General features: G+C 66.7%; 14 protein-coding genes. 7 read left to right on the top strand and 7 right to left on the bottom strand.

Annotated features, from left to right (window positions below; all coding sequences use genetic code 11):
* Positions 1 to 3 precede the first annotated feature (3 nt).
* The 3 genes from uca to X566_RS11665 all read left to right on the top strand — a co-directional run bounded on the left by uca (position 4) and on the right by X566_RS11665 (position 6,165).
* On the top strand, positions 4 to 3,549 hold the full coding sequence (gene uca / locus X566_RS11675) for an urea carboxylase (RefSeq protein WP_034466379.1): 3,546 nt from the start codon (positions 4 to 6) through the stop codon (positions 3,547 to 3,549).
* Between the two features lie 30 nt (positions 3,550 to 3,579).
* Positions 3,580 to 5,394 carry an allophanate hydrolase gene (gene atzF / locus X566_RS11670; RefSeq protein WP_034466378.1) on the top strand — a complete coding sequence of 605 codons (1,815 nt, stop codon included), beginning with the start codon at positions 3,580 to 3,582 and terminating at the stop codon, positions 5,392 to 5,394.
* Positions 5,395 to 5,700: 306 nt separating this feature from the next.
* Positions 5,701 to 6,165, top strand: coding sequence for a MarR family winged helix-turn-helix transcriptional regulator (locus X566_RS11665; protein ID WP_034466377.1), 465 nt, complete (start codon positions 5,701 to 5,703; stop codon positions 6,163 to 6,165).
* Positions 6,166 to 6,190: 25 nt separating this feature from the next.
* On the opposite strand, the gene X566_RS11660 is transcribed toward X566_RS11665, so the two are convergent.
* The 7 genes from X566_RS11660 to X566_RS11630 all read right to left on the bottom strand — a co-directional run bounded on the left by X566_RS11660 (position 6,191) and on the right by X566_RS11630 (position 16,857).
* Positions 6,191 to 7,822: an MFS transporter gene (locus tag X566_RS11660; protein WP_051444200.1), complete on the bottom strand. Its 1,632-nt coding sequence runs from the start codon at positions 7,820 to 7,822 to the stop codon at positions 6,191 to 6,193.
* Positions 7,823 to 7,846: 24 nt separating this feature from the next.
* Positions 7,847 to 9,001: an HlyD family secretion protein gene (locus X566_RS11655; protein ID WP_081740148.1), complete on the bottom strand. Its 1,155-nt coding sequence runs from the start codon at positions 8,999 to 9,001 to the stop codon at positions 7,847 to 7,849.
* Positions 9,002 to 9,315: 314 nt separating this feature from the next.
* A complete protein-coding gene (locus tag X566_RS11650; RefSeq protein WP_034466376.1) occupies positions 9,316 to 10,191 on the bottom strand; it encodes an MBL fold metallo-hydrolase in 876 nt (291 codons plus the stop codon).
* Positions 10,192 to 10,319: 128 nt separating this feature from the next.
* Complete coding sequence (locus X566_RS11645) at positions 10,320 to 11,801, bottom strand: efflux transporter outer membrane subunit (protein ID WP_244434725.1); 1,482 nt, start codon at positions 11,799 to 11,801, stop codon at positions 10,320 to 10,322.
* A 75-nt stretch (positions 11,802 to 11,876) separates the two neighbouring features.
* Positions 11,877 to 15,026: an efflux RND transporter permease subunit gene (locus X566_RS11640; RefSeq protein ID WP_034466375.1), complete on the bottom strand. Its 3,150-nt coding sequence runs from the start codon at positions 15,024 to 15,026 to the stop codon at positions 11,877 to 11,879.
* 41 nt (positions 15,027 to 15,067) lie between these two features.
* Positions 15,068 to 16,315 carry an efflux RND transporter periplasmic adaptor subunit gene (locus X566_RS11635; RefSeq protein WP_081740147.1) on the bottom strand — a complete coding sequence of 416 codons (1,248 nt, stop codon included), beginning with the start codon at positions 16,313 to 16,315 and terminating at the stop codon, positions 15,068 to 15,070.
* Positions 16,316 to 16,326: 11 nt separating this feature from the next.
* Complete coding sequence (locus X566_RS11630) at positions 16,327 to 16,857, bottom strand: helix-turn-helix domain-containing protein (RefSeq protein ID WP_034466373.1); 531 nt, start codon at positions 16,855 to 16,857, stop codon at positions 16,327 to 16,329.
* A gap of 285 nt (positions 16,858 to 17,142) precedes the next feature.
* Between X566_RS11630 and X566_RS11625 the strand changes: the two genes are divergently transcribed.
* The 4 genes from X566_RS11625 (at position 17,143) to X566_RS11610 (ending at position 21,410) form a co-directional block, all read left to right on the top strand.
* Positions 17,143 to 17,817 carry a response regulator transcription factor gene (locus X566_RS11625; protein ID WP_034466372.1) on the top strand — a complete coding sequence of 225 codons (675 nt, stop codon included), beginning with the start codon at positions 17,143 to 17,145 and terminating at the stop codon, positions 17,815 to 17,817.
* Between the two features lies 1 nt (position 17,818).
* Positions 17,819 to 19,255, top strand: a complete 1,437-nt coding sequence (locus X566_RS11620) for an ATP-binding protein (RefSeq protein WP_051444031.1) — start codon at positions 17,819 to 17,821, stop codon at positions 19,253 to 19,255.
* 488 nt (positions 19,256 to 19,743) lie between these two features.
* Positions 19,744 to 20,133, top strand: a complete 390-nt coding sequence (locus X566_RS25300) for a PRC-barrel domain-containing protein (RefSeq protein ID WP_244434724.1) — start codon at positions 19,744 to 19,746, stop codon at positions 20,131 to 20,133.
* Positions 20,134 to 20,150: 17 nt separating this feature from the next.
* Positions 20,151 to 21,410, top strand: coding sequence for an MFS transporter (locus X566_RS11610; RefSeq protein ID WP_034466370.1), 1,260 nt, complete (start codon positions 20,151 to 20,153; stop codon positions 21,408 to 21,410).
* Positions 21,411 to 21,430 lie beyond the last annotated feature (20 nt).

The following is a 21,430-nucleotide window of genomic DNA, read 5'->3' as shown; positions in this document are numbered from 1 at the left end:
GGCATGTTCAGCAAAGTCCTCATCGCCAACCGCGGCGAGATCGCAGGCCGGATCGGGCGCACGCTGCGCCGGATGGGTATCGCCTCCGTCGCCGTCTACTCCGATCCCGACCGCTTCACCCGGCCCGTGCTCGATGCCGACGAGGCGGTACGCGTCGGCCCGGCGGCGGCCGCCGAGAGCTACCTCAACATTGCCGCGATCATCGATGCGTGCCTGAAGACCGGCGCGCAGGCGGTGCATCCGGGCTACGGCTTCCTGTCCGAGAACCGCCGCTTCGCCGAGGAACTCGCCAGGCGCGGCATCCGCTTCATCGGTCCCCGCCCCGAGCATCTGGAGATGTTCGGCCTGAAGCACCGCGCCCGCGAGCTGGCGCAGCAGAGCGACGTGCCGCTGCTGCCGGGCTCGGGCCTGCTCGACAATGTCGAGCAGGCGATGGCGGAGGCCGAGCGCCTCGGCTTCCCGCTGATGCTGAAGAGCACGGCCGGCGGCGGCGGCATCGGCATGCAGCTCTGCCACGACGCAGATGCCTTGCGCGACCGCTTCGTCACCGTGCAGCGCACGGCCGGCGCGAGCTTCGGCGATGCCCGCGTCTACCTCGAGCGCTTCATCGCCGAGGCGCGCCATATCGAGGTGCAGATCTTCGGCAACGGCAAGGGCGACGTGGTGGCGCTCGGCGAGCGCGACTGCTCGCTGCAACGGCGCAACCAGAAGGTGATCGAAGAGACACCGGCGCCGAACCTCAGCGACGACGTTCGCCGGCGGTTGCACGCGGCGGCAGTCGCGCTCGGCAGGAGCGTCAGTTACGAGTCCGCCGGCACGATCGAATTCATCTACGATGTGGCGCGCGAGGAATTCTATTTCCTCGAAGTGAACACCCGTCTGCAGGTCGAGCATCCGGTGACGGAAGCCGTGTTCGGCGTCGATCTGGTCGAATGGATGGTACGGCAGGCCGCAGGCGACGACCCGCTCAAGGGGCTGCCCGGCCTGACACCGAAGGGCGCAGCGATCGAAGCGCGCATCTATGCGGAGAATCCGCACGCGAACTTCCGCCCGAGCGCAGGCCGCCTGACCCGGGTCAGCTTTCCATCGGACGCGCGCATCGACGGCTGGATCGAGACCGGCGCCGATGTGACGCCGTTCTACGATCCGATGCTGGCGAAGGTGATCGTTCAGGCCGCAACGCGACAGCAGGCGATCGCCAAGCTGAAGACGACGCTGGACGCCACCGCGATCAGCGGCATCGAGACCAACCTCGACTACCTGCGCGAGGTGGCGGCTTCCGAGGCTTTCGACACCGGCCGCGTCGCGACCAACGTGCTCGGCCGCTTCGCCTTCACCCCCAACACCATCGACGTGATCGCGCCGGGGGCGCAGTCCGGCGTGCAGGAGCTGCCGGGACGGCTGCACTTGTGGCATGTCGGCGTGCCGCCGAGCGGGCCGATGGACGAGCGTTCGTTCCGCCTCGCCAATGCCATCGTCGGCAATCCCGAGACGACGGCGGCGCTCGAACTCACCGTCAACGGACCGACGCTGCGCTTCAACACCGACAGCATCATCGGCCTCTGCGGCGCGGCGATGGCCGCGACGCTGGACGGCATCGCCATCGATCACAACAAACCGGTGTCGGTACGCGCCGGACAGATGCTCGCCATCGGCGCCATCAAGGGGCCAGGTCAGCGCTGCTACCTCGCCATCCGCGGCGGCATCGATGCGCCGGAGACCTTCGGCTCGCGCGCGGTGTTCACGCTCGGCGCGTTTGGCGGCCACGCAACCGGCGTGCTGAAGGCCGGCGAGGTGCTGCACATCGGCGATGCCGCGACCGGTGTGCCGCGCACACTGGCCGGCGACGAGATACCGGCGCTGACCCGCAGCTGGACGCTCGGCGTGGTCTACGGCCCGCACGGCGCGCCGGACTTCTTTCTCGACGAGGATATCGAGACGCTGTTCTCCGCCACCTACGAGGTGCATTTCAACAGCGCTCGCACCGGCGTCCGCCTGATCGGCCCGAAGCCGCGCTGGGCTCGCGCCGACGGCGGCGAAGCCGGCCTGCATCCCTCCAACATCCACGACAACGCCTACGCAATCGGCGCCATCGACTTCACCGGCGACATGCCGATCATCCTCGGACCCGACGGGCCGAGTCTCGGCGGCTTCGTCTGTCCGGCCGTGGTGGCGCGCGACGAGCTCTGGAAGATCGGCCAGCTCAAGCCCGGCGACACGGTACGCTTCGTCGCCGAGCAGCGACCGGCCGATCCGATCGCGGCGCCGACGGTGCTGATCGCCGATCGTCCGATCGGCGCGGCCGTGGTGGCGCGCAGCGACGACGGTCCGGTGCCGGTGGTCTATCGCCGCGCCGGCGACGACAATCTGCTGATCGAATACGGCCCGATGGAGCTCGACATCGCGCTGCGGCTGCGGGTGCATGTGCTGATGCAGGCGGTGCAGGAGGCGCAGCTTCCCGGCTTGATCGACCTCACGCCCGGCATCCGCTCGCTGCAGGTCCACTATGACGGCACGGTGCTGTCGCGGCAGCGCCTGCTCGACGCGCTGACCCAGATCGAGCGCACGCTGCCGCCGATCGACAACATGACGGTGCCGAGCCGCATCGTGCACCTGCCGCTGTCATGGAACGACCCGCAGACCGTGCTGGCGATGCGGAAATATCAGGAGCTGGTGCGGCCGGATGCGCCATGGTGCCCATCGAACATCGAGTTCATCCGCCGCATCAACGGCCTTCCCGACGAGGAGGCGGTGAAGCGGATCATCTTCGACGCGAGTTACCTGGTGCTCGGCCTCGGCGACGTCTATCTCGGCGCGCCGGTGGCGACGCCGATCGATCCGCGGCATCGGCTGATCACCACCAAGTACAACCCAGCACGCACCTGGACGCCGGAGAACGCAGTCGGCATCGGGGGCGCTTACATGTGCATCTACGGCATGGAGGGGCCCGGCGGCTATCAGCTGTTCGGCCGCACCATCCAGATGTGGAACACCTGGCGAACGACGCCGGAATTCGAACCAGGCTCGCCGTGGCTGTTGCGCTTCTTCGATCAGATCCGCTTCTTCCCCGTCAGTGCGGACGAACTGATGGAGGCGCGCGAGGCGTTTCCGTTCGGCCGTTATCCGGTCCGGATCGAACAGAGCGAGCTGTCGTACACCGACTACGCCAAGGGGCTCGCGCGCGACCGCGATACGATCGCCGCCTTCAAGACGGCGCAGCAGGCCGCCTTCGAGGCCGAGCGTCAGCGCTGGAAGGCGCAGAACCTCGATGCGGTCACCGACGATACATCCGCCGGCGGCAAGCGCGATGCCGAGGAGATTCCCGACGACCGCGTCGGGGTGTTCTCCGAAGTGCCGGGCTGCGTCTGGAAGGTGCTGGTCGAAGAAGGCGCCAGCATCGTGCCGGGTGACCCGATCGCCATCGTCGAATCGATGAAGATGGAAATTCCGATCGTCGCGCCGGCCGCCGGCCGCGTGGCCGCGGTCCGCGTACAACCGGGTCAAACACTGGCCGCCGGCGACGTGGTCGCGCTGGTCGAGCCCACCTGATCGAGATCGTCAGAGATTGCCGAGAGAGACATGATGCTGCCCGCGTTCCCAACCATCCGCGATCTTCATGCCGCCTATGCGGCCGGCATAAAGCCGGCCGACGTGATCGCCGATGTCTATCGACGGATCGCGGCCGCCGACGATCCCGGCATCTTCATCGCCCTGCGACCGGAGGCGGACGCGCGCGCCGCCGCCGCCAAGCTGCCGCCGTTCGATCCGGCCGCGAAGCCGCTGTGGGGCATTCCGTTCGCGGTGAAGGACAACATCGATATCGCCGGCATGCCGACCACCGCCGCGTGCCCGGTATTCGCCTACACGCCCGAACGCAACGCCTTCGCCGTGCAGCGGCTGCTCGACGCCGGCGCGATCGTGATCGGCAAGACCAATCTCGATCAGTTCGCAACCGGCCTGGTCGGTGTGCGCTCGCCCTATCGCGTGCCGCGCAACACCTTCAGCGCAGCCTATGTGCCCGGCGGATCGAGCTCCGGCTCGGCGGTCGCCGTCGCGCACGGCCTCGTCAGCTTCGCGCTCGGCACCGACACCGCAGGCTCGGGCCGCGTCCCGGCCGCGCTGAACAATGTCGTCGGGCTGAAGCCCTCGCTCGGCAGCGTCTCCGCCAGCGGCCTCGTGCCGGCCTGCCGGACATTGGACACCATCTCTGTGTTCGCCGGCACGGTCGGCGATGCGGACACGGTATATCGCATCATGCAGGCTTATGACCCGGCGGACGGCTTCTCGCGCGCGGAAGCGATCCCCCGTCCGCCCGGCACGATTCCACCCGGCCTGCGCGTCGGCGTTCCCGACCGTGCCGGCCGGCTGTTCGGCGGCGACGCGCTGTCCGAAGCGGCGTTCGATGCGAGCCTCGCCGACCTCAAGCTGGTCTTGAACAGTGATGTGCTGACGGCGATCGATATGGCGCCGCTGTTCGCGGTGGCCGGCCTGCTCTACACCGGGCCATGGGTCGCCGAACGCTATCATGCTGTGCGGGAGCTGATCACGCGCAGGCCCGACGATATTCTCTCCGTCACCCGCACGATCATCAGCGGCGCATCCGCCTATAGCGCGGCCGATGCCTTCGACGGGCTCTACAAGCTCGCCGACCTGCGCCGCCGCACCGAACCGATCTGGACCGCGATCGATGTGCTGGCGGTGCCGACCTATCCGCGGCCGCGCACCGTCGCCGACCTCGCCGCCGATCCGATCGGACCGAACAGCGAGCTCGGCACCTACACCAACTTCGTCAACCTGCTCGACCTGTGTGCGCTGGCGGTGCCGGGCCGCTTCCGCGGTGACGGCTTTCCCTCCGGCATCACGCTGATCGCTCCGCACGGACGCGACGGCCTGCTGGCAGCGATCGGCGCGCGGCTGCATGCCGCGGCGGGCGGAACAATCGGCGCGACCGGCGCACCGGTGCCGCTCGCGACGGAGGGAATAGCCACAGCGACGGCGGGCGAGATCGAACTCGCCGTGGTCGGTGCGCACCTGTCGGGCATGCCGCTGAACCATGAACTCACCAGCCGCAACGCGCGATTGCTGCGCACGGCCCACACCACGCCCGACTACACGCTCTACGCGCTGGCCGGCGGGCCGCCATACCGGCCGGGGCTGATGCGCGTCGCCGACGGCGCAGGCCACGCGATCGCCGCCGAGGTGTGGGCGCTGACAGCGGACGCGCTCGGCAGCTTCGTCGCCGGCATTCCCGCGCCGCTCGGCATCGGCACCACACGACTCGCCGACGGCACCACGCCGAAGGGCTTCATCGTCGAGGCCGAGGGCACCCGCGGCGCGAAGGACGTCTCCGCCTTCGGCGGCTGGCGCGCCTATATCGCGAGCCTGCAGGCGTAGCGGATCGTCGAAGAGAACCGTGCCTCTCGATTCGCTGTTTCGACGCCGCGACGGCGCGCAAGCGTGCGCCGGCTCGCTGGAACACGCCTTGCGCGGATTACGAGACTAAAGCGATGAGATTGGGATGAATCATCCTCACGCGTTAGCTTGTTGTTCAAGCATGATGTTATCGGAAAACCGCTTCGCACTTCCGGCTTGAGCCCGATTCCCAAGGGGAATCGACGCAGCGTGATCGCGCGGACTTGACGCCTGGAGATTGCTCAGCTATCCAACAAATACGTGTTGAGGCATTGAGCAGAGCCACAGATGTCGCTGGTCGGGACCGATGAACTCATGCAGGCGCCGGGGTTCCTGCTCCGCCGCTGCAGCCAGGTGGTGATGGCGATCTTCCTCGAAGAAACCGCCGGCTGCGACCTGACGCCGGCGCAGTTCGGCGCGATGGTGCTGATCGCCGATCAGCCGGGCATGGATCAGACCCGGCTGATGCAGCTCGCCGCGCTCGACCGTTCTTCCGTCACCAACACCGTCGAGCGGCTGGAGAAGCGCGGCCTGATCAAGCGGAAGGTCGATCCCGACGATCGCCGCGCCCGCAAGCTGACCATCACCGACAAGGGGCTGAAGCTTTTGAACGCGGCGCGCCCCGGCGCGCAGCGGGCCCAGGAGCGGATCCTGGCGCCGCTCGGCGCTGAGCGCAGCGCCGCGTTCGTTGCGATGCTGCGCGAGGTCGCCGACGCGCACAACGAATCCAGCCGCGTTCCGCATCGGCCCTAACCGCTGGCGCAGAGCGCAGTACCGCTCAGGCTGCGACCGGCGGCCGTGCCGGCCTCGGCCACGGCTGCGGCGAGAACGGTCCGGCCGGTGCCTTGGTCATCAGGGCGACCACCAGCAGCGCGAACACCGCGACATAGAACGTCAGCCAGAAGCTATCGATATAGGCCAGCACGTTGGCCTCCCGCTGCACCAGGTTCGCGAGCATGCTGACGCCGCGTGCGGCGGCGCTTGCCGCATCATGCCCGAGGAAGCGGCCGGTCAACCGGGACAGCGCCTGCGTCACGTCGCTGTCGCCGAGCGTCACGTGCTGGCCGAGCAGATTGGAGTGCACCTGCTCGCGCACCCGCAGCCAGGTCGCCATCAGCGCCCCAGCGATCTCCGAACCGCCGAGCCGGAATGCCTGGATATAGGCCGCAAACGTGGTCGCCCGCGCCGGATTGGAATTCGCCAGCGAGGCCATCACCACCGGCAGCAGGGTGAGGGCATATCCCGCCGCCTGCAGCAGCACCACCGGAGCGAAATCGCCGGTCGACCAGTCGTGGGTGAGGTTCGTCGCCGCCCAGTAACTCGAGAGCGCGAACGCGCTGAACCCCAGCACCATGACGATCCGCGGATCGACGTAGCGGAGCAAGATCACCGACGGTGCGAGCAGCAGCACCATCGGCACCGCGCCCCAGACAGTCAGCAGCCAGCCGGACTGCTCCGGACGGAGTTGGGCAACGGTGCTGAGGAAGTTCGGCACCAGCGACGCGTTCGCGGTGCTGGCGATCGAGAAGCCGATCACCGCCACGAGCCCGAGGCCGATGTTGCGCGAGAACAGCACGTCGGCGCTCGCCCACGGCTCGCGTACGATCGCTTCGTTGACGAAGAACACGATCAACAGCCCCCCGCCCGCTACGAACAGGGCAACGATCGTCCCCGACGCGAACCAGTCGAGCCGGTTGCCCTGATCGAGCCCGGCATAAATCAGTGCGACGCCCGCGCCGAACAGCAGCATGCCGCCCCAGTCCGCGTGCTCGAGCAGCCCCTCATTCACCGGCTCGTGCGGCGTTCCCAGCAGCGCGAACAGGCCCATCAGCGGCGCGAGCAGCAGATCCTGCCAGTACAGCCACTGCCAGCCGAGCTCCTGCACATAGAAGCCGACCGCCGAGACACCCGTGTTCAAGGTGAAGCCGACGCGGAAAGCATAGAGCGCGATCGCCGGCAGCCACCATGCCATCGGCAGGTTGCGGAAGATGATCATCAGCGTCGCCGGCACGAACATGCCGAGCAGCAGACCGCGCAACACATGCAGGCCCAGCAGCAGCGCGTAATCATGGCAGAATGGAATCAGCAGCGAGATCAGCGCATAGACGAGGCTCGGAATCACGAACATGCGACGGATGCCGAACACCGTGGCAAGCCAGGCCACCGCCGGGGCGATCAGGATCTGCGAGGCGGTCGCGGCGGTGCCGAGCCACGCGCCTTCGTCGAACGACAACGACAGCGCGCCGCGCAGGTCCGGCAGGCCGGTGCTGAACAGGCGGGTGTCGACACTGGCCAGGAACGAGCCGAGCAGCACCGCGCCGACCGCGAACAGGGGATGATGCGAGGGCCGACCGACCGAAACCGGCCCTGCGCCTGCACCACCTGAACGGTTGACTACGATCTGCGACATCGCCGCCGCTCCGTCTCGCCGCACTCAGTCTTGCCGCTGCGGCGTCAGATCGGCGTGGATGCGCGTCACCACCGACATACCCGGCCGCAGGTCCGCAAGCTCCGGCTGGCCGTCATCGAACGCGATCCGCACCGGAATGCGCTGCACGACCTTGGTGAAGTTTCCGGTGGCGTTGTCCGGCGGCAGCAACGCGAATTGCGATCCGCTGGCCGGCGCGATCCGCTCGACATGGCCGTGCAGGACGAGGTCTGGAAAGGTATCGACGGTGATGTCCACCGGCTGCCCCGGCTTCACCCGGGTCAGTTGGGTCTCCTTGTAGTTAGCGGTGACATAGACGTTCGGCAGCGGCACCACGGTCATCAGGTTGGTGCCGATGTTGACGTAATCGCCGACCTGCACCTGCCGTTCGCCGACCACGCCGTCGAACGGCGCGACGATCCGCGTGTAGCCGAGCTTCAGCCGCGCCGCGTCGAGGGTGGCCTGCGCCGCCTGCAGATCAGCCTCGCGCTGCTTCTTGTTGCCGGCGAGCACGTCGAGCTGATGCTTCTGCGCGGCGATGACGGCGCGGCTCGCCCGCACATCCGCCTGCGCCTTGGCGAGATCGGCGACGGCCTGTTCGAGCTTCTGCCGCGTGCCGGAATTCGACTGGATCAGCGTCTGCTGGCGCTCCTGCTCCTGTTGCGCCTGGGTCGCGTGCGCCGTTGCCGACTGCAGCTGCGCCTCGGCCTGGGCGACGGTGGCGTATTGCAGCTCGACCTGATTGCGCAGGTTGTCGAGCGTCGCCTTGGCACCGGCGACGCCCGCTTCCGCCTGCCGAACCTGCGCCGCATCGTCGGACGGATCGATCTCGACCAGCAGGTCGCCGGCCTTGACCCGCTGATAGTCGCGCACCGCGACGGTCTTGATCGCGCCGGCAACCCGCGCGCTCAGTCGTGTCATCTCTGCGCGGATATAGGCGTCGTTGGTGGTCTGGATCGCACGGCCGCCGACCCAGGCATCCCAGCGCAGCACGACCAGCGCAACGAAGGCGAGGGCCACCGCCACGATCACGAACGGCAGCGCGAGGCGGCGCACCGCATGCCGAAGGTGAGACGGCGGCTCGCCCCGTGCGGAAGCGGGCGCCGGGCCGGGCGCTGCCGGCTTCGGTGGATTGGGAAGTTCGGTAACTGTCGCGGACATGGCGTCAGGCTCAGATACAATTGCCAGATATATAATTGACTTGCTGATATTCAGTATTCCAATTATATTTGTCAAGACGGATTGAGGAGCAGGATCAGGGCTATCCGATCACGATTTTGCGATGCAGCATGGCTGCGCGACACCGGGAACCGGGTACACTTCTTCGTTGCCGCCTCGCTCAAGGCGCGCGGCGCTACCCAGCACACTCATTATATAAAGAGCGATAGAGAGCGCCGGCCATGGCCGCGGTTCCCTCGCCGCCCTTGGCACACGGCTGCAACGGCGGGCCCGCCCTTGCAGCCTCAGCCCGTGGGCTATTCGCGCTCGAAGCGGTAGTTGAAGCGGTCGCCGTCCCCGATCACCCGGCCGACGGTCGGCGTCGGGAAGTGGATCGGCAGCAGCAGCACATCGGTATCGGCCACCGACGACAGGAACGAGCGGCGCGAGGCGGCGGCCGCCTTTGGATCCCAGTCCACGCGCGGTGACCAGTCGGGCTCGCGGCACTGGATCACATGATGCATCATGTCGCCGGTGACCACCGCGCGCTGACCGCGCGAGAAGATGTTCACGCAGCAATGGCACGGCGAATGCCCGGGCGTCGGCGTCAGGGTGATGGTGTCGTCGAGCGCGTAGTCGTCATCGACCAGCAGCGCCTGCCCGGCTTCGACGATCGGCAGGCAGTTGTCGCGGAACACGGTGCCGGGCGGATTGGCGCCGCGCGCATGCGCCTCCTCCCACGCGGCGTACTCCTTCTTGTGGAAGATGTACTTCGCGTTCGGAAACGTCGGCACCCAGCGGCCGTTGCGCAGCGTCGTGTTCCAGCCGGTGTGATCGATATGCAGGTGCGTGCAGAAGACGTAATCGACCTTATCGTAGCTGATGCCGAGCGCGTGCAGCTCGTTGCGCCAGCGCTCCTTGCCCGGAAAGTCGAACGGCGGCGGATGCCCCTTGTCCTCGCCGGTGCAGGTATCGACCAGAATGGTGTAGCGGGGCGTGCGCACGACGAAGGTCTGATAGGTGATGACCATCTTGCCCGAGACCGGATCGAACACCTCCGGCTCCATCGACGGCAGGTGATGTTTGAACACCGCTTCGTCATAGGCGGGGAAGAAGTCCTGCGGCCGCCGCCACGGCCCTTCCCGCTCGATCACCGCATCGATGGTGATGTCGCCGATCCTGATCTGCTTCATGGACGCTTCCCCAACGTTGTTGTTGCGGCAGCGTAACCGGCGACTCCAGGCGCTTCAACCGGCGTGCGTTTCCTAAGCGCGTCCGGCAAGGCAGCGTTGCGCGCAGCGACGCGCCGACCCTGCGCAGCTTAGGAGCGGCTGCCGTCTGCGGCGATCACCTCCGCCCTGTTCCACCAGCCGCCGCCGAGCGCCTGGAACAGGGCAACCGTATCGGCGAGACGCGAAGCCTGCGCATCGATGTGCGCAAGCGACGTCTGCAGATAAGCCTCCTGCGCCACGATCAGGATCGGCACGCTGACCTGCCCCTGATCGAACTGGCGGCGGATCAATTCGATGTTGCGCGCCGCCGTGCGCTCAGCCGTGGCCGCGGCCTGCACGCTCGCAGCGTCCGCCTGCAAGGCCCGCAGCACGTCGCCGACATTCTGGAAGGCGATGAGGACAGTGCTGCGATACTGCGCGACCGCCTGCTGAGTGGCCTCCTCCGCCGCACGTTGCTTGTAGTACAGCGTGCCCGCGTCGAAAATCTTCTGGCCGACGCCCCCCGCTAAGGTCCAGAACGCGCCACTCGGCGTCAGATCCGGCATATTGGAGCGCGTCTTGCCGATGTTGCCGGTCAAGGTGATCTGCGGCAGCCGCTCCGCCAGCGCGGCACCGATCTGGGCATTGGCGGCGCGCAGGTTCGCCTCCGCAGTGCGCACGTCCGGCCGCTGGCGCACGATTTCGCCCGGCAGGCTCAACGGCAGTTGCCGTGGCAGACGGAACGCACTCAGCCGGAAGACGGGCTTGTCCAGCTCGTTCGGGAAACGGCCGGTCAGCGTCGCCAGCAGGTTGCGCTGCTGCGCAAGCTGCTTCTGCAACGGCGGCAGCAGCAGCCGCGCCTGCGCGACTGCAGTCTCCTGGCTCACGACATCCGGCAGCGCGATCTGGCCCTGATCGTGCTGCCGCCGCAGAATGCCCAGGAACTGGACCTGCAGAGCGATGACGCGCCGGGTGGCCGCAATCTGCCCGCGCAGGCGCGCTTCCTCGATCGCCGCCAGCGCGATGTTCGACGCAAGCGTCAGATAGACGCCCTCGCGCTGGAACATCTGCGCCTCGGTTTCCGCATCGGCCGCCTCGACCAGGCGCCGGGTGCCGCCCCACACATCCGGTACGAACGAAACGCTGACTTGCCGCGTGGTGACGTTGTAGGCGGGCAGCTTCGACACCCGTCCGGTATCGGCGTCGACGAGCTGACCCGCGGACCGCTGCCGATTGCCGTCCAGATTGGCGTCGACCGAGGGAAACAACGCTCCGCGCTGTGCCATCGCATTGGCGTACGCCACCCGCACAGCCGCCTCAGCGGCCTCGAGATCCGGATTATGGGCGATGCCATCGCGCACGAGCTGATTGAGCTCAGGCGACTTGAAAAGCTCCCACCACGTCGCCGGCACCTCCGCGCCGCGCAATATGGTGCGCCCCTGAACCGTATCGCCGCGCGGCAAATCCGTCGCCCGATCGAACAGAAACGTCCCCACCTGCGGTGCATCGGGGGTTCGGAAATCCGGACCGACGGCGCAGCCCGCCAGCAGCGCCGCAAGCGCGGCGCTCAATCCCACCTTCACGTTGATCACTGCCCCTCCGCCGCTCGCCGACAAGACTCCCTGGTCGCGGCTTCGCCGCGCGCCTCTCTCCTGACCTCTGTTTGTTTATTGGGCTGGTTCAGCGAGACCTTCGGCGCCGGCGACCGTTGCCGTCCGCTGCGAGAACCGCTCGATCAGCACCGGCAGCACGACCAGGATGAACATCGGCGCCAGCATGATGCCGCCGACCACCACCAGCGCGAGCGGCCGCTGCACCTGTGCACCGATCGCTGTCGAAAACGCCGCCGGCAGCAACCCCACACCGGCGGCCATGCACGTCATCATCACCGGACGGAAGCGCACTTCGCAGGCTTCGTAGATCGCCGCCGAGCGCTCGACCCCGCGCGCGATCAACTGGTTGAACTGCGACAGCAGGATGATGCCCTCCATCACCGAGATGCCGAACAGCGCGATGAAGCCCACTGCTGCGGATACGCTGAACGGTGTTCCCGTGACCAGCAACGTCAGAATGCCGCCGATCACCGCCATCGGGATCACGCTCAAGCTCAGGAGCGTGTCCGTCAGCGACGAGAAATTCACGAACAGCAGCATGGCGATCAAGAGCAGCGTGACCGGAACGATGAACTGCAGGCGCTTGATCGCATCCTGCAGGTTACCGAACTGGCCAGCCCATTCGAGCCGGTAGCCCGGCGGAAGCTTCAGCTCCGCGATCTTCTGCTGCGCCTCCTTGATCGCGCTGCCGAGATCGCGGTCGCGGACGCTGAACTTGATCGGGATGTAGCGCTGCTGCTGCTCGCGATAGATGAAGGATGGACCCGACACCAGGCTGACCTTCGCCACCTCGCGCAACGGCACCTGCACGATCTGACCCGAGTCGTCGCCCTTCACGCCGATGGTGAGCTGGTTGATCGCCTCGATATTCTTGCGATACTCCGGCGCCAGCCGCACCATGATCGGAAAGAAGCGATCGCTCGACGGCTCGTAGAGATTGCCCGCCTCCTCGCCGCCGATCGCGGCATGAATGGCGGTGTTGATATCGCCCGGCGCGAGCCCGTAACGGCCGGCGGCGAACCGGTCGATCTGAATATTGACGGTCGGCTGGCCGAGCAGTGTGTAGACACTGAGATCGGTGATTCCCGGCACCGTGCCCATCACCGTCTTGATCCGCTCGGCGATCTCTTTCAGCGTGTCGAGATCGTGGCCGTACACCTTGACGGTATTGTCGCCCTTCACGCCGGAGATCGCCTCGGCGACGTTGTCCTGCAGGTACTGCGAGAAGTTGAATTCGATACCAGGGAACTCCGCGCTCAGATGCTCGCTGAGCTCCCGGATCAGTTTCGGCTTGTCCATCCCCGGCCGCCATTTCGCCTTGGCAGCGAGCGGCACGTTGAACTCGATGTTGAAGAAACCGTTCGAATCCGTGCCGTCGTCGGTGCGGCCCTGCTGCGAGACCACGGTCTCGACCTCGGGCAGTTCCGACAGATACCGGCGGATGCGGTTGGCGGACTCGTTACCCGCCTCCAGCGAGATCGACGACGGCATCGTCGCCCGCAGCCACAGATTGCCCTCCTCCAGCGTCGGCAGGAATTCCATGCCGAGCGAACGGCCGGCGACGATCGACAACAGCGCCATCGCCAGCGCGAACAGCATCGTCTTCATCCGGTTGCGCAGGGCGGCGCGCAGCGTCGGCAGGTAGATGCGGCGCAGCATCCGCACCATGACGGTCTCGGAATGGGTCGCGTTCTCCGACAGCAGGAACGCGCTGAGCGCCGGCGCGACCGTGAACGTCGCGAGCAGGCCGCCGGCGAGCGCATAGGCATAGGTCTTCGCCATCGGCCCGAAGATGTGGCCCTCGACGCCGCTCAGCGTGAACAGCGGCAGGAAGCCGGCCAGGATGATCGCGGCGGAGAACAGGATCGGCCGGCTGACCTCGGTCGCCGCTTGGAAGATCACCGCAAGCTTGCTGCCGGGCTGCGCTGCACCGCCGGCGACCTGCCGCCGGTGCGCGGCATCCGACAGATATCTGAAGATATTTTCGACCATGATCACGGTCGCATCGATGATCAAGCCGAAGTCGATCGCGCCGATCGACAGCAGGTTCGCCGACTCGCCGCGCAACACCATGATGACGATGGCAAAGGAGAACGCGAATGGAATAGCCGACGCCACCACGATCGCGCTCCTGAGATCGCCCAGGAATATCCATTGCACGAAGAAGACGAGCGCGATGCCGAACAGGACGTTGAACATCACCGTATGGGTGGTGACGCCGATCAGCTCACTGCGGTCGTAGATTCTCGCGATCTGCACGCCCGGCGGCAGCAGATCGGAATTGTTGATCCGCTCCACCTCCGCCTTCACCCGCTCGATCACCGGCGTACTCTGCTCGCCGCGTCGCATCAGCACAGTGCCCTGGACGATGTCATCGGCACTGTCGCGACCGGCGATGCCGAGCCGCGGCAGATGGCTGACGTTGACCTCGGCGATATCGCGCACGCGCACCGGATTGGCGCCGGACTGGCTCAGCATGGTGTTGCGAATGTCGTCGATCGTCTGGATCAGGCCGACACCGCGCACGACCGCCGACTGCATGCCGACATTGACGGTCTGGCCGCCGACGTTGACGTTGCTCTTCTTCAGCGTCTCGACCACGTCCGACAGCGTCAGGCCGTGCGCGGTCAGCTTGTTGAGATCGATCTGCGCCTCGAAGGTCTTGGTCTTGCCGCCCCAGCTCGACACGTCGAGCACGCCCGGAATCGCGCGGAAGCGGCGGGCGACCACCCAATCCTGCAACGTGCGCAGGTCCATCACGCTGTAACCGGGTGGCCCGACCAGCTGATAGCGATAAACCTCGCCGATGGGGCTCCACGGCGAGATGCCGGGCTGGGCGCCGTTCTGCAGCGGCGGCAACTGCCCGAGCAGGTTCAGCACGCGCTGCAACGCCTCGTCGTAGGTGAAGTCATAGGTGAACTGCAAACGAATGTCGGAAAGACCGAACAGCGAGATCGAGCGGATCGAGGTGAGATGCTGTGCCGTTGTCAGCCCGGTCTCGATCGGGCTCGTGATATAGCGCTCGATGTCCTCGGCCGACTGCCCGGGATTCTGCGTGATGATCTGGACCAGCGGCGGCACCGGATCGGGATAGGCCTCGATGTTCAGCCGGCTGAACGTCACGCCGCCGACCACCAGCAGCATGACGAACAGGGCAATCACCAGCGTCCGCAAGCGCAGGACGGAATCGATAAGAGCGTGCATCGTCGCAAGACTTTCTGGCGGGAGGCCGGCCCGGCTACCGGCTAGCTGCCGAGCGTGGCGGCGCGGTCTATGAACAGGCTGCCGCGGGCGACGACCTTCTCGTTGGCGGCAAGTCCGCTCGTCACCTGCGCAACGTCGCCGTTGGTCAGGCCGACCTTGATGTGGCGCAGTTCGATCGTGCCATCCTCGTGCGCGACCCACACGCGCGCCGCCTCGCCTTCATAGATGATCGCATCGCGCGCGATCGCCGGCGACGCGGGCGTTTCGTCGATGGTGATGCGCGCATTAGCGAACATCTCCGGCTTCAACCGGCCGTCGGGGTTGTTCACCGAGGCGCGAACCAGCAGCCTCCGGCTGGCCGAATCCAGCGATGACGCGACGTAGCTGATCTGCGCGTCGAACACCTGGCCGGGCAACGTCAGCACCGTGAACTTGAGCGGCTGATTGAGCCGCACGCGGTCGGCATCGGCTTCGCGGACATAGGCGACGAGCCAGACCTTGGAGACGTCGCCGATCAGCATCACCGGATCGGTGCTGCTGGCCCCGGCGTCGATGTACTGGCCGGGGCCGATTCTGCGCTGCAGGATCGTTCCCGCGATCGGCGAATAGACCGGCGCATCCGGCGTGATGACGCCGGTGGTCTCGAAGGTCTCGACCTCGGCGTCGGTCTTGCCGAGCATGCGAAGGCGGTTGCGAACGGCCTGCAAGCCGATCTCGGCGGTGCGCAGATCGTTCTTCGCCGCCGTCAGGTTGGCCTGCGCCTCCTCCCAGTCCTTCAGCGACATCGCTTTGTCTTTGTAGAGGTTGCCGAGCCGACGCTCGACGATGGAGGTGAGATTGACCTGCGAACGCGCCTTGTTGAGATCGCCCAGCGCCGACACAAAGTCCTTCTGGGTCTCGATCGAATCGGTCGCCTCGATCACGAACAGCAGCTGACCTTTCTGCACCGTGTCGCCGCTGCCGACGGCGAGCCGGGTGACGCGGCCCGCATACTGCGAATAGATGCGCGTCGCCCGGTCTTCGTCGATGGCGATCTTGCCCTCGGTCGAAAACTCCGAGCGGAAGCGCATGAGCTGCACCGGCTCGACCGACAGCGCCGCCCATTGCGCCGCAGTCGGACGAAACAGGCCGGACTTGGGCACTGGTCCGCCGGATGACGCGGTGGCGATGCTGGCGCCGCTCGGCTTAAAGGTCAGGAAGACGAGCCCGCCGGCGAGACCAAGCCCCGCAAGCACGATCACCGCCTGCATGCCGCGCGTCAACGCGCGAAATCGAGTGACATAGCTCATGGTCTATACCCTCAGCTCCGAACGCCCGCATTCACGCGATACCGAACCCGTTGCCGCCGACGCCGCGTCTCCGCGTTCAGCGGCGCCGGGCCGCGCGCCGAAACCGCATCAGCCGCTGTCATGTCCGACATATCGTCACCACGATCGCTCCAGGCCCTTCGATCGATTCCGAAACGCGCCATCTTGTCGCTCAACGTTCGCCGTGGAACGCCGAGCCACGCCATCACCGTGCTGATGCGGCCGCCGGCCTCGTGCAGGCATTGCTCGATCAGGGCCCGCTCGTAGGTTTCCATGCGCTGCTTCAGCGACAGCGGCTTGCCGGCGACGGCGTCGGACCGCCCGTCGTGCGCAGTCTGCGACGGTATTTCGCCGATCTCACGCAACACGAGTTTCGAACCAAGCGGCAACGCCTGCAACGCGACGTTCAGCCCCTTGCGATCCTCGTGCAGATAAGCAACGCCAATATTCAACAGCTCTTCGCGCCCACCCTGGCGGGAGACCGCCGCATAGACGCGAAAATTCGGCGGATGAAGTCCGGTCATTCCTCTGCCTTCCCGACGTATCGAGCGATGGTTTCGCCCGTCAGCACGGCGCATTCTCGAACGATGGATCGATGCGGGCCGCGGCAATGTTTTGCCGACATATAGAGGAGGCCAATTACACCTGCCTTACGCTGGGAACTTTTCTGTCCATTCCCTCTCGAAGCTTACGCAAAGCTGACGTAAGACTTACGTGAAGCTTACGATGAGACGACCATCCGCCGCCGTCGCGGATGACACGGACGAAGCGCTTGCGTTATGTCGGCACGATGCGCAGGAGGATCGCCAATGAGGGTGCTGGTCGTAGAAGACAATCCGGAGCTTGCTCAGCTTCTCACCAAGGGCCTGAAGGCCGCCGGCTTCGACACGGATCATCTGACCAGTGCCGTCGCCGCACAGGAGGCGCTCGCCGCCGCGCGCTATGCCGCGCTGATCCTCGATCTCGGCTTGCCGGACGGCGACGGCCTGACGATCCTGCGCGAGCTGAGGGCCCGCAAGGATCCGATTCCGGTGCTGGTGCTGACCGCGCGCGGCGGCGTCAACGACAGGATCAGCGGCCTGCGCACCGGCGCCGACGACTATCTCGTCAAGCCCTTTGCCTTCGAGGAGCTGGTGGCGCGGCTCGAAGCGCTGCTGCGCCGCCCCGGGCAACTGCTCGGACGTTCGCTGCGGCTATCGAACATCGTGTTCGACACCGAAAGCCGGCAGGTGTTCGTCGACAACAAGCCGCAGGTGCTGTCCGCGCGCGAGCTCGCGGTGCTAGAGCTGCTGCTTCGGCGCAAAGGCAGCGTCGTCTCCAAGAAGCACCTGGAAGATCAGATCTTCGGCCTCGCCGGCGACGTCGGCTCGAACGCGGTGGAAGTCTACATCCATCGCCTCCGCAAGCAGCTCGCCGACATCGGCGCGCAGGTGAAGGTCAACACCGTGCGCGGCGTCGGCTACATCATGACCGGAGACGAGTAGGATGCTGCGCTTCCGCTCGATCATGCTGCGCATCATCTTCCTGCATGCGGTGGCGCTGCTCGTCACCGCCATTCTGCTGCCGTTCGTCCTGTACTGGTCGCTGGATGCGGACGTGGAGCGGTTGCAGCAGGGAGCGATGCGAGAGCAGGCGGAGCGGATCGCACGCTACCTGACCGCGACGCCGACGGGCGCCTGGTCGCTCGACCTGCCAGCCAGTCTGCGCGACCAGTTTTCGGAAGCCTATGGCCGCTACTCCTATGCGGTGCTGGACGACGCCAAGACCGTGATCTTCTCCTCGCATGCGGAGCACGCGCCGCTCTATCCGATCAACGACGACAACGCATCGATCGCCTTCTTCGAGACGCCGACGCCGCGCGGCGGCAGGACCATCTCGGGCGCAAGCCTCAAATACGACGTCGACGACAAGACCGCCTGGGTACAGGTCGCCGAGGACCTGTCGCACCGCGACGTGCTGCTCGACGACGTGGTCGCGAATTACTTCCACCAGGTCCGCTGGATCACCATTCCGACGCTGCTGCTGCTGCTGGCGATCGACTTCGTGATCTTCCGCCGCGCCGTGCGGCCGCTGCTGCACGCCTCCGAGCAAGCGCGGAGCATCAGTCCGACACGGATCGACGTGCGGCTTCCGACCGGCGACATCCCGAACGAGATCCAGCCGCTGGTGGTCGCCGTCAACCAGGCGCTCGACCGACTCGAACGCGGCTTCCGCGCGCAACGCGACTTCGCCGCCGACGCCGCGCACGAACTGCGCACCCCGCTCGCGATCCTGCGCACCCGGATCGAGACCCTGCCCGATAAGGACGTCGCCCAGACCCTGGCGCAGGACGTCGCCGGCATGACGCGCGTGGTCAACCAGCTGCTCGACGCCGCCGAGCTCGAGACGATCATCATCGATCCGGCAGAGAAAGCCGACCTGCGGGACATCTGCATCGAGATCGCCGGCTTCATCGCGCCGCTGGCGCTGGCGCGCGGCAAGCGGGTGGCCGTCACCGGCACCGACGCGCCCGTGATCATCCAGGGCAATGCGGAGATGCTGCGCCGGGCCGTGCGCAACCTGGTCGAGAACGCCTTCAACCACACGAGCGACGACTCGATCGTCGAGATCATGGTCACCGCGACCGGCACGGTGAGCGTGCTCGATCGCGGCCCCGGCGTTGCCGCGAGCGAACGCGAGATCATCTTCGAGCGCTTCTGGCGGCGCGACCGCCGGGTCGGCAGCGCCGGTCTCGGCCTGTCGATCGTCAAGCGCATCGTCCAGGCGCATGGCGGGACGATCACGGTCGATAACCGCGCCGGCGGCGGCGCCGACTTCTCGATGCACTTTCCGGTTCTGCACACGGACGTCCGCTCCGACGGCATCGCGCCGAAACCGGTCGCACAAGCTTCATCCGCCTCCGCCGAGGCGCTCGACTCCTGAGACGCCGCTCCGGCGCGGATGATGCGGCGGGAACGGCAGCCCCTCTGCCGCGTTGTCTTCTGATTTGCGGGGTAGTGTCCTTATCGAATCCGAAGTTCGCTCTGAGCCTCCTGCAAAGGAGCGAACTTCGGATGCGAGACACTAGGCCAGCATACCGTCACGCCGTCCGCAGGAAGGGCAACTCCATGGCAGGCAACGAAACGACAGGCAACGCACCGTCCTTCGTTCGATCTTTGATGTTATCCGTGCTGCTGATCGGCACGCTATCGTTCACCACCTCGCTTCGCGCCCAACAACCCGCCACCCCTGCACCATCCAGCGAGCCGCAGAGCTCGCCCAGCCAGGGCTCTCCCGGTTCTGGTCAGAGTTCTCCTGGTCAGAGTTCTCCCAGCCAAAATTCTCCCACGCCGCCCCCCGCTGCTCCGCCGGCGAAACAACCCGAAGCCGCGGCGCCGAAGGCCCCGGCAAGCGGTGAAGGCATCCCGGCGGTGGTGCTCGACAGCGACCAGGTGCTCGGCGTGCTCGGCAAGCAGGTGCGCAGCAGCGCCGGCGAAGACATGGGCCGCATCGTCGACATCATCATCGACAAATCGGCCCGCGTCCGCGCAGCGGTGATCGACTTCGGCGGCTTCCTCGGCGTCGGCAGCCGCCAGATCGCCGTTGCCTGGACCGCGATCCGCCTGCCGAGCCAGGACAAGCCCGGCGCCCTGATCGTCGATTTCACCCGCGATCAGCTCCGCGTCGCCCCGGCCTACAAGGCCGGCGAGCAGGTGGTGTTGCTCGGCCAGACCAACCCCGCGAGTGGCGGCGCACCCACCACGGCTCCGGCCGCGGCCACCAGTCCCACGGAGAAGCCGGCCGAGCCGGCCGCGAAATAGGCCCACTGGCTGATGCAATGCATGATCACGACCGGCGACCGAACGTCCACTCCGACGCACCCGCTCCGGCTCCTTCGCCCTCACGCCGCAGCCAGCGCGGGCTGGACTGGTTCATCTTCTTCGTCGCCGATGTCCAGACCGGGTTCGGCCCGTTCATCGCGGTCTACCTGACATCGCAGAAGTGGACACAGGTCGATATTGGTTTCGTTCTCACCGTCGGCGGCCTGATCTCGCTGTTCGGCCAGATCCCCGGCGGCGCCCTGCTCGACCGTATGCAGCAGCCGCGGCGCGCCGCCGCGATCGCAGTCGCCATCATCTGCGTCAGCGCGCTGATCCTCGCACTCTGGCCGACCTATCTCGGGGTGATGATCTCGCGCATCCTGCAGGCCGGCGCGAGCTGCGTGCTGGGCCCCGCCATCGCCGCACTCAGCCTTGGGCTCGTGCCGCGCGCGCGGGCCGGCGAGCGCTTCGGCCGCAACGCATCGTTCGCCTCCATCGGAACCGGAATTGCCGCCGCGGTGATGGGCGCCTGCGGCTACTACATCTCGAACCAGGCGGTGTTCTTCGTCACCGCGCTGCTCGGCATTCCCGCCCTGATGGCGCTGCTGCAGATCAAGCCCGGCGATATCGACGCCACGCGCTCGCACGGCGGCGCGGCGGCGAAACTCTCCTCGATTGCCGAAGCGCTGCGGCTGGCGGCGAGCCACAAGACCATCTTCCTGTTCGCGGGATGCGTCTTCCTGTTCCACCTCGCCAACGCCGCCGTGCTGCCGCTGGTCGCCAGCAACTTCACGCTCCGCTCCAGCAGCACCGCGACGCCGCTGACGGCGGTGGCGATGGTCATTCCACAGTTCATCGTCGCGATGCTCTCGCCGTTCGTCGGCAAGCAGACGCGCATCATCGGCCGTCGGCCGCTGCTGCTAGCGGGCTTCATCGCGCTGCTGGCACGGATCACGCTCACCGCGCTGGTTGCCGATCCTATCATGCTGGTGGCGGTGCAGGCGCTCGACGGCATCTCCGCCGCCGTGCTCGGCGTGCTGGTGCCGCTCACCATCGCCGATCTCACCCGCGACACCGGCCGCTTCAACCTGGTGCAGGGAATCGTCGGCTGCGCGATGGGCATCGGCGCCTCGATCAGCACGACGATGGCCGGCTACCTCGCCGATCGCTTCAACTCGACCACAGCGTTCCTTGCTCTGGATGCCGTCGCCGTGATCGGACTGCTGACGATCTGGCTGGCGATGCCGGAAACCCGCCGCGACGACGACGCATCGTAGCGGTCAGGCCTCCGGTTGGC

Source organism: Afipia sp. P52-10 (assembly GCF_000516555.1).
GTDB lineage: Bacteria > Pseudomonadota > Alphaproteobacteria > Rhizobiales > Xanthobacteraceae > P52-10.
The sequence above is the reverse complement of the archived record's forward strand: the minus strand, read 5'-3'. Positions and strand labels throughout refer to the sequence as shown.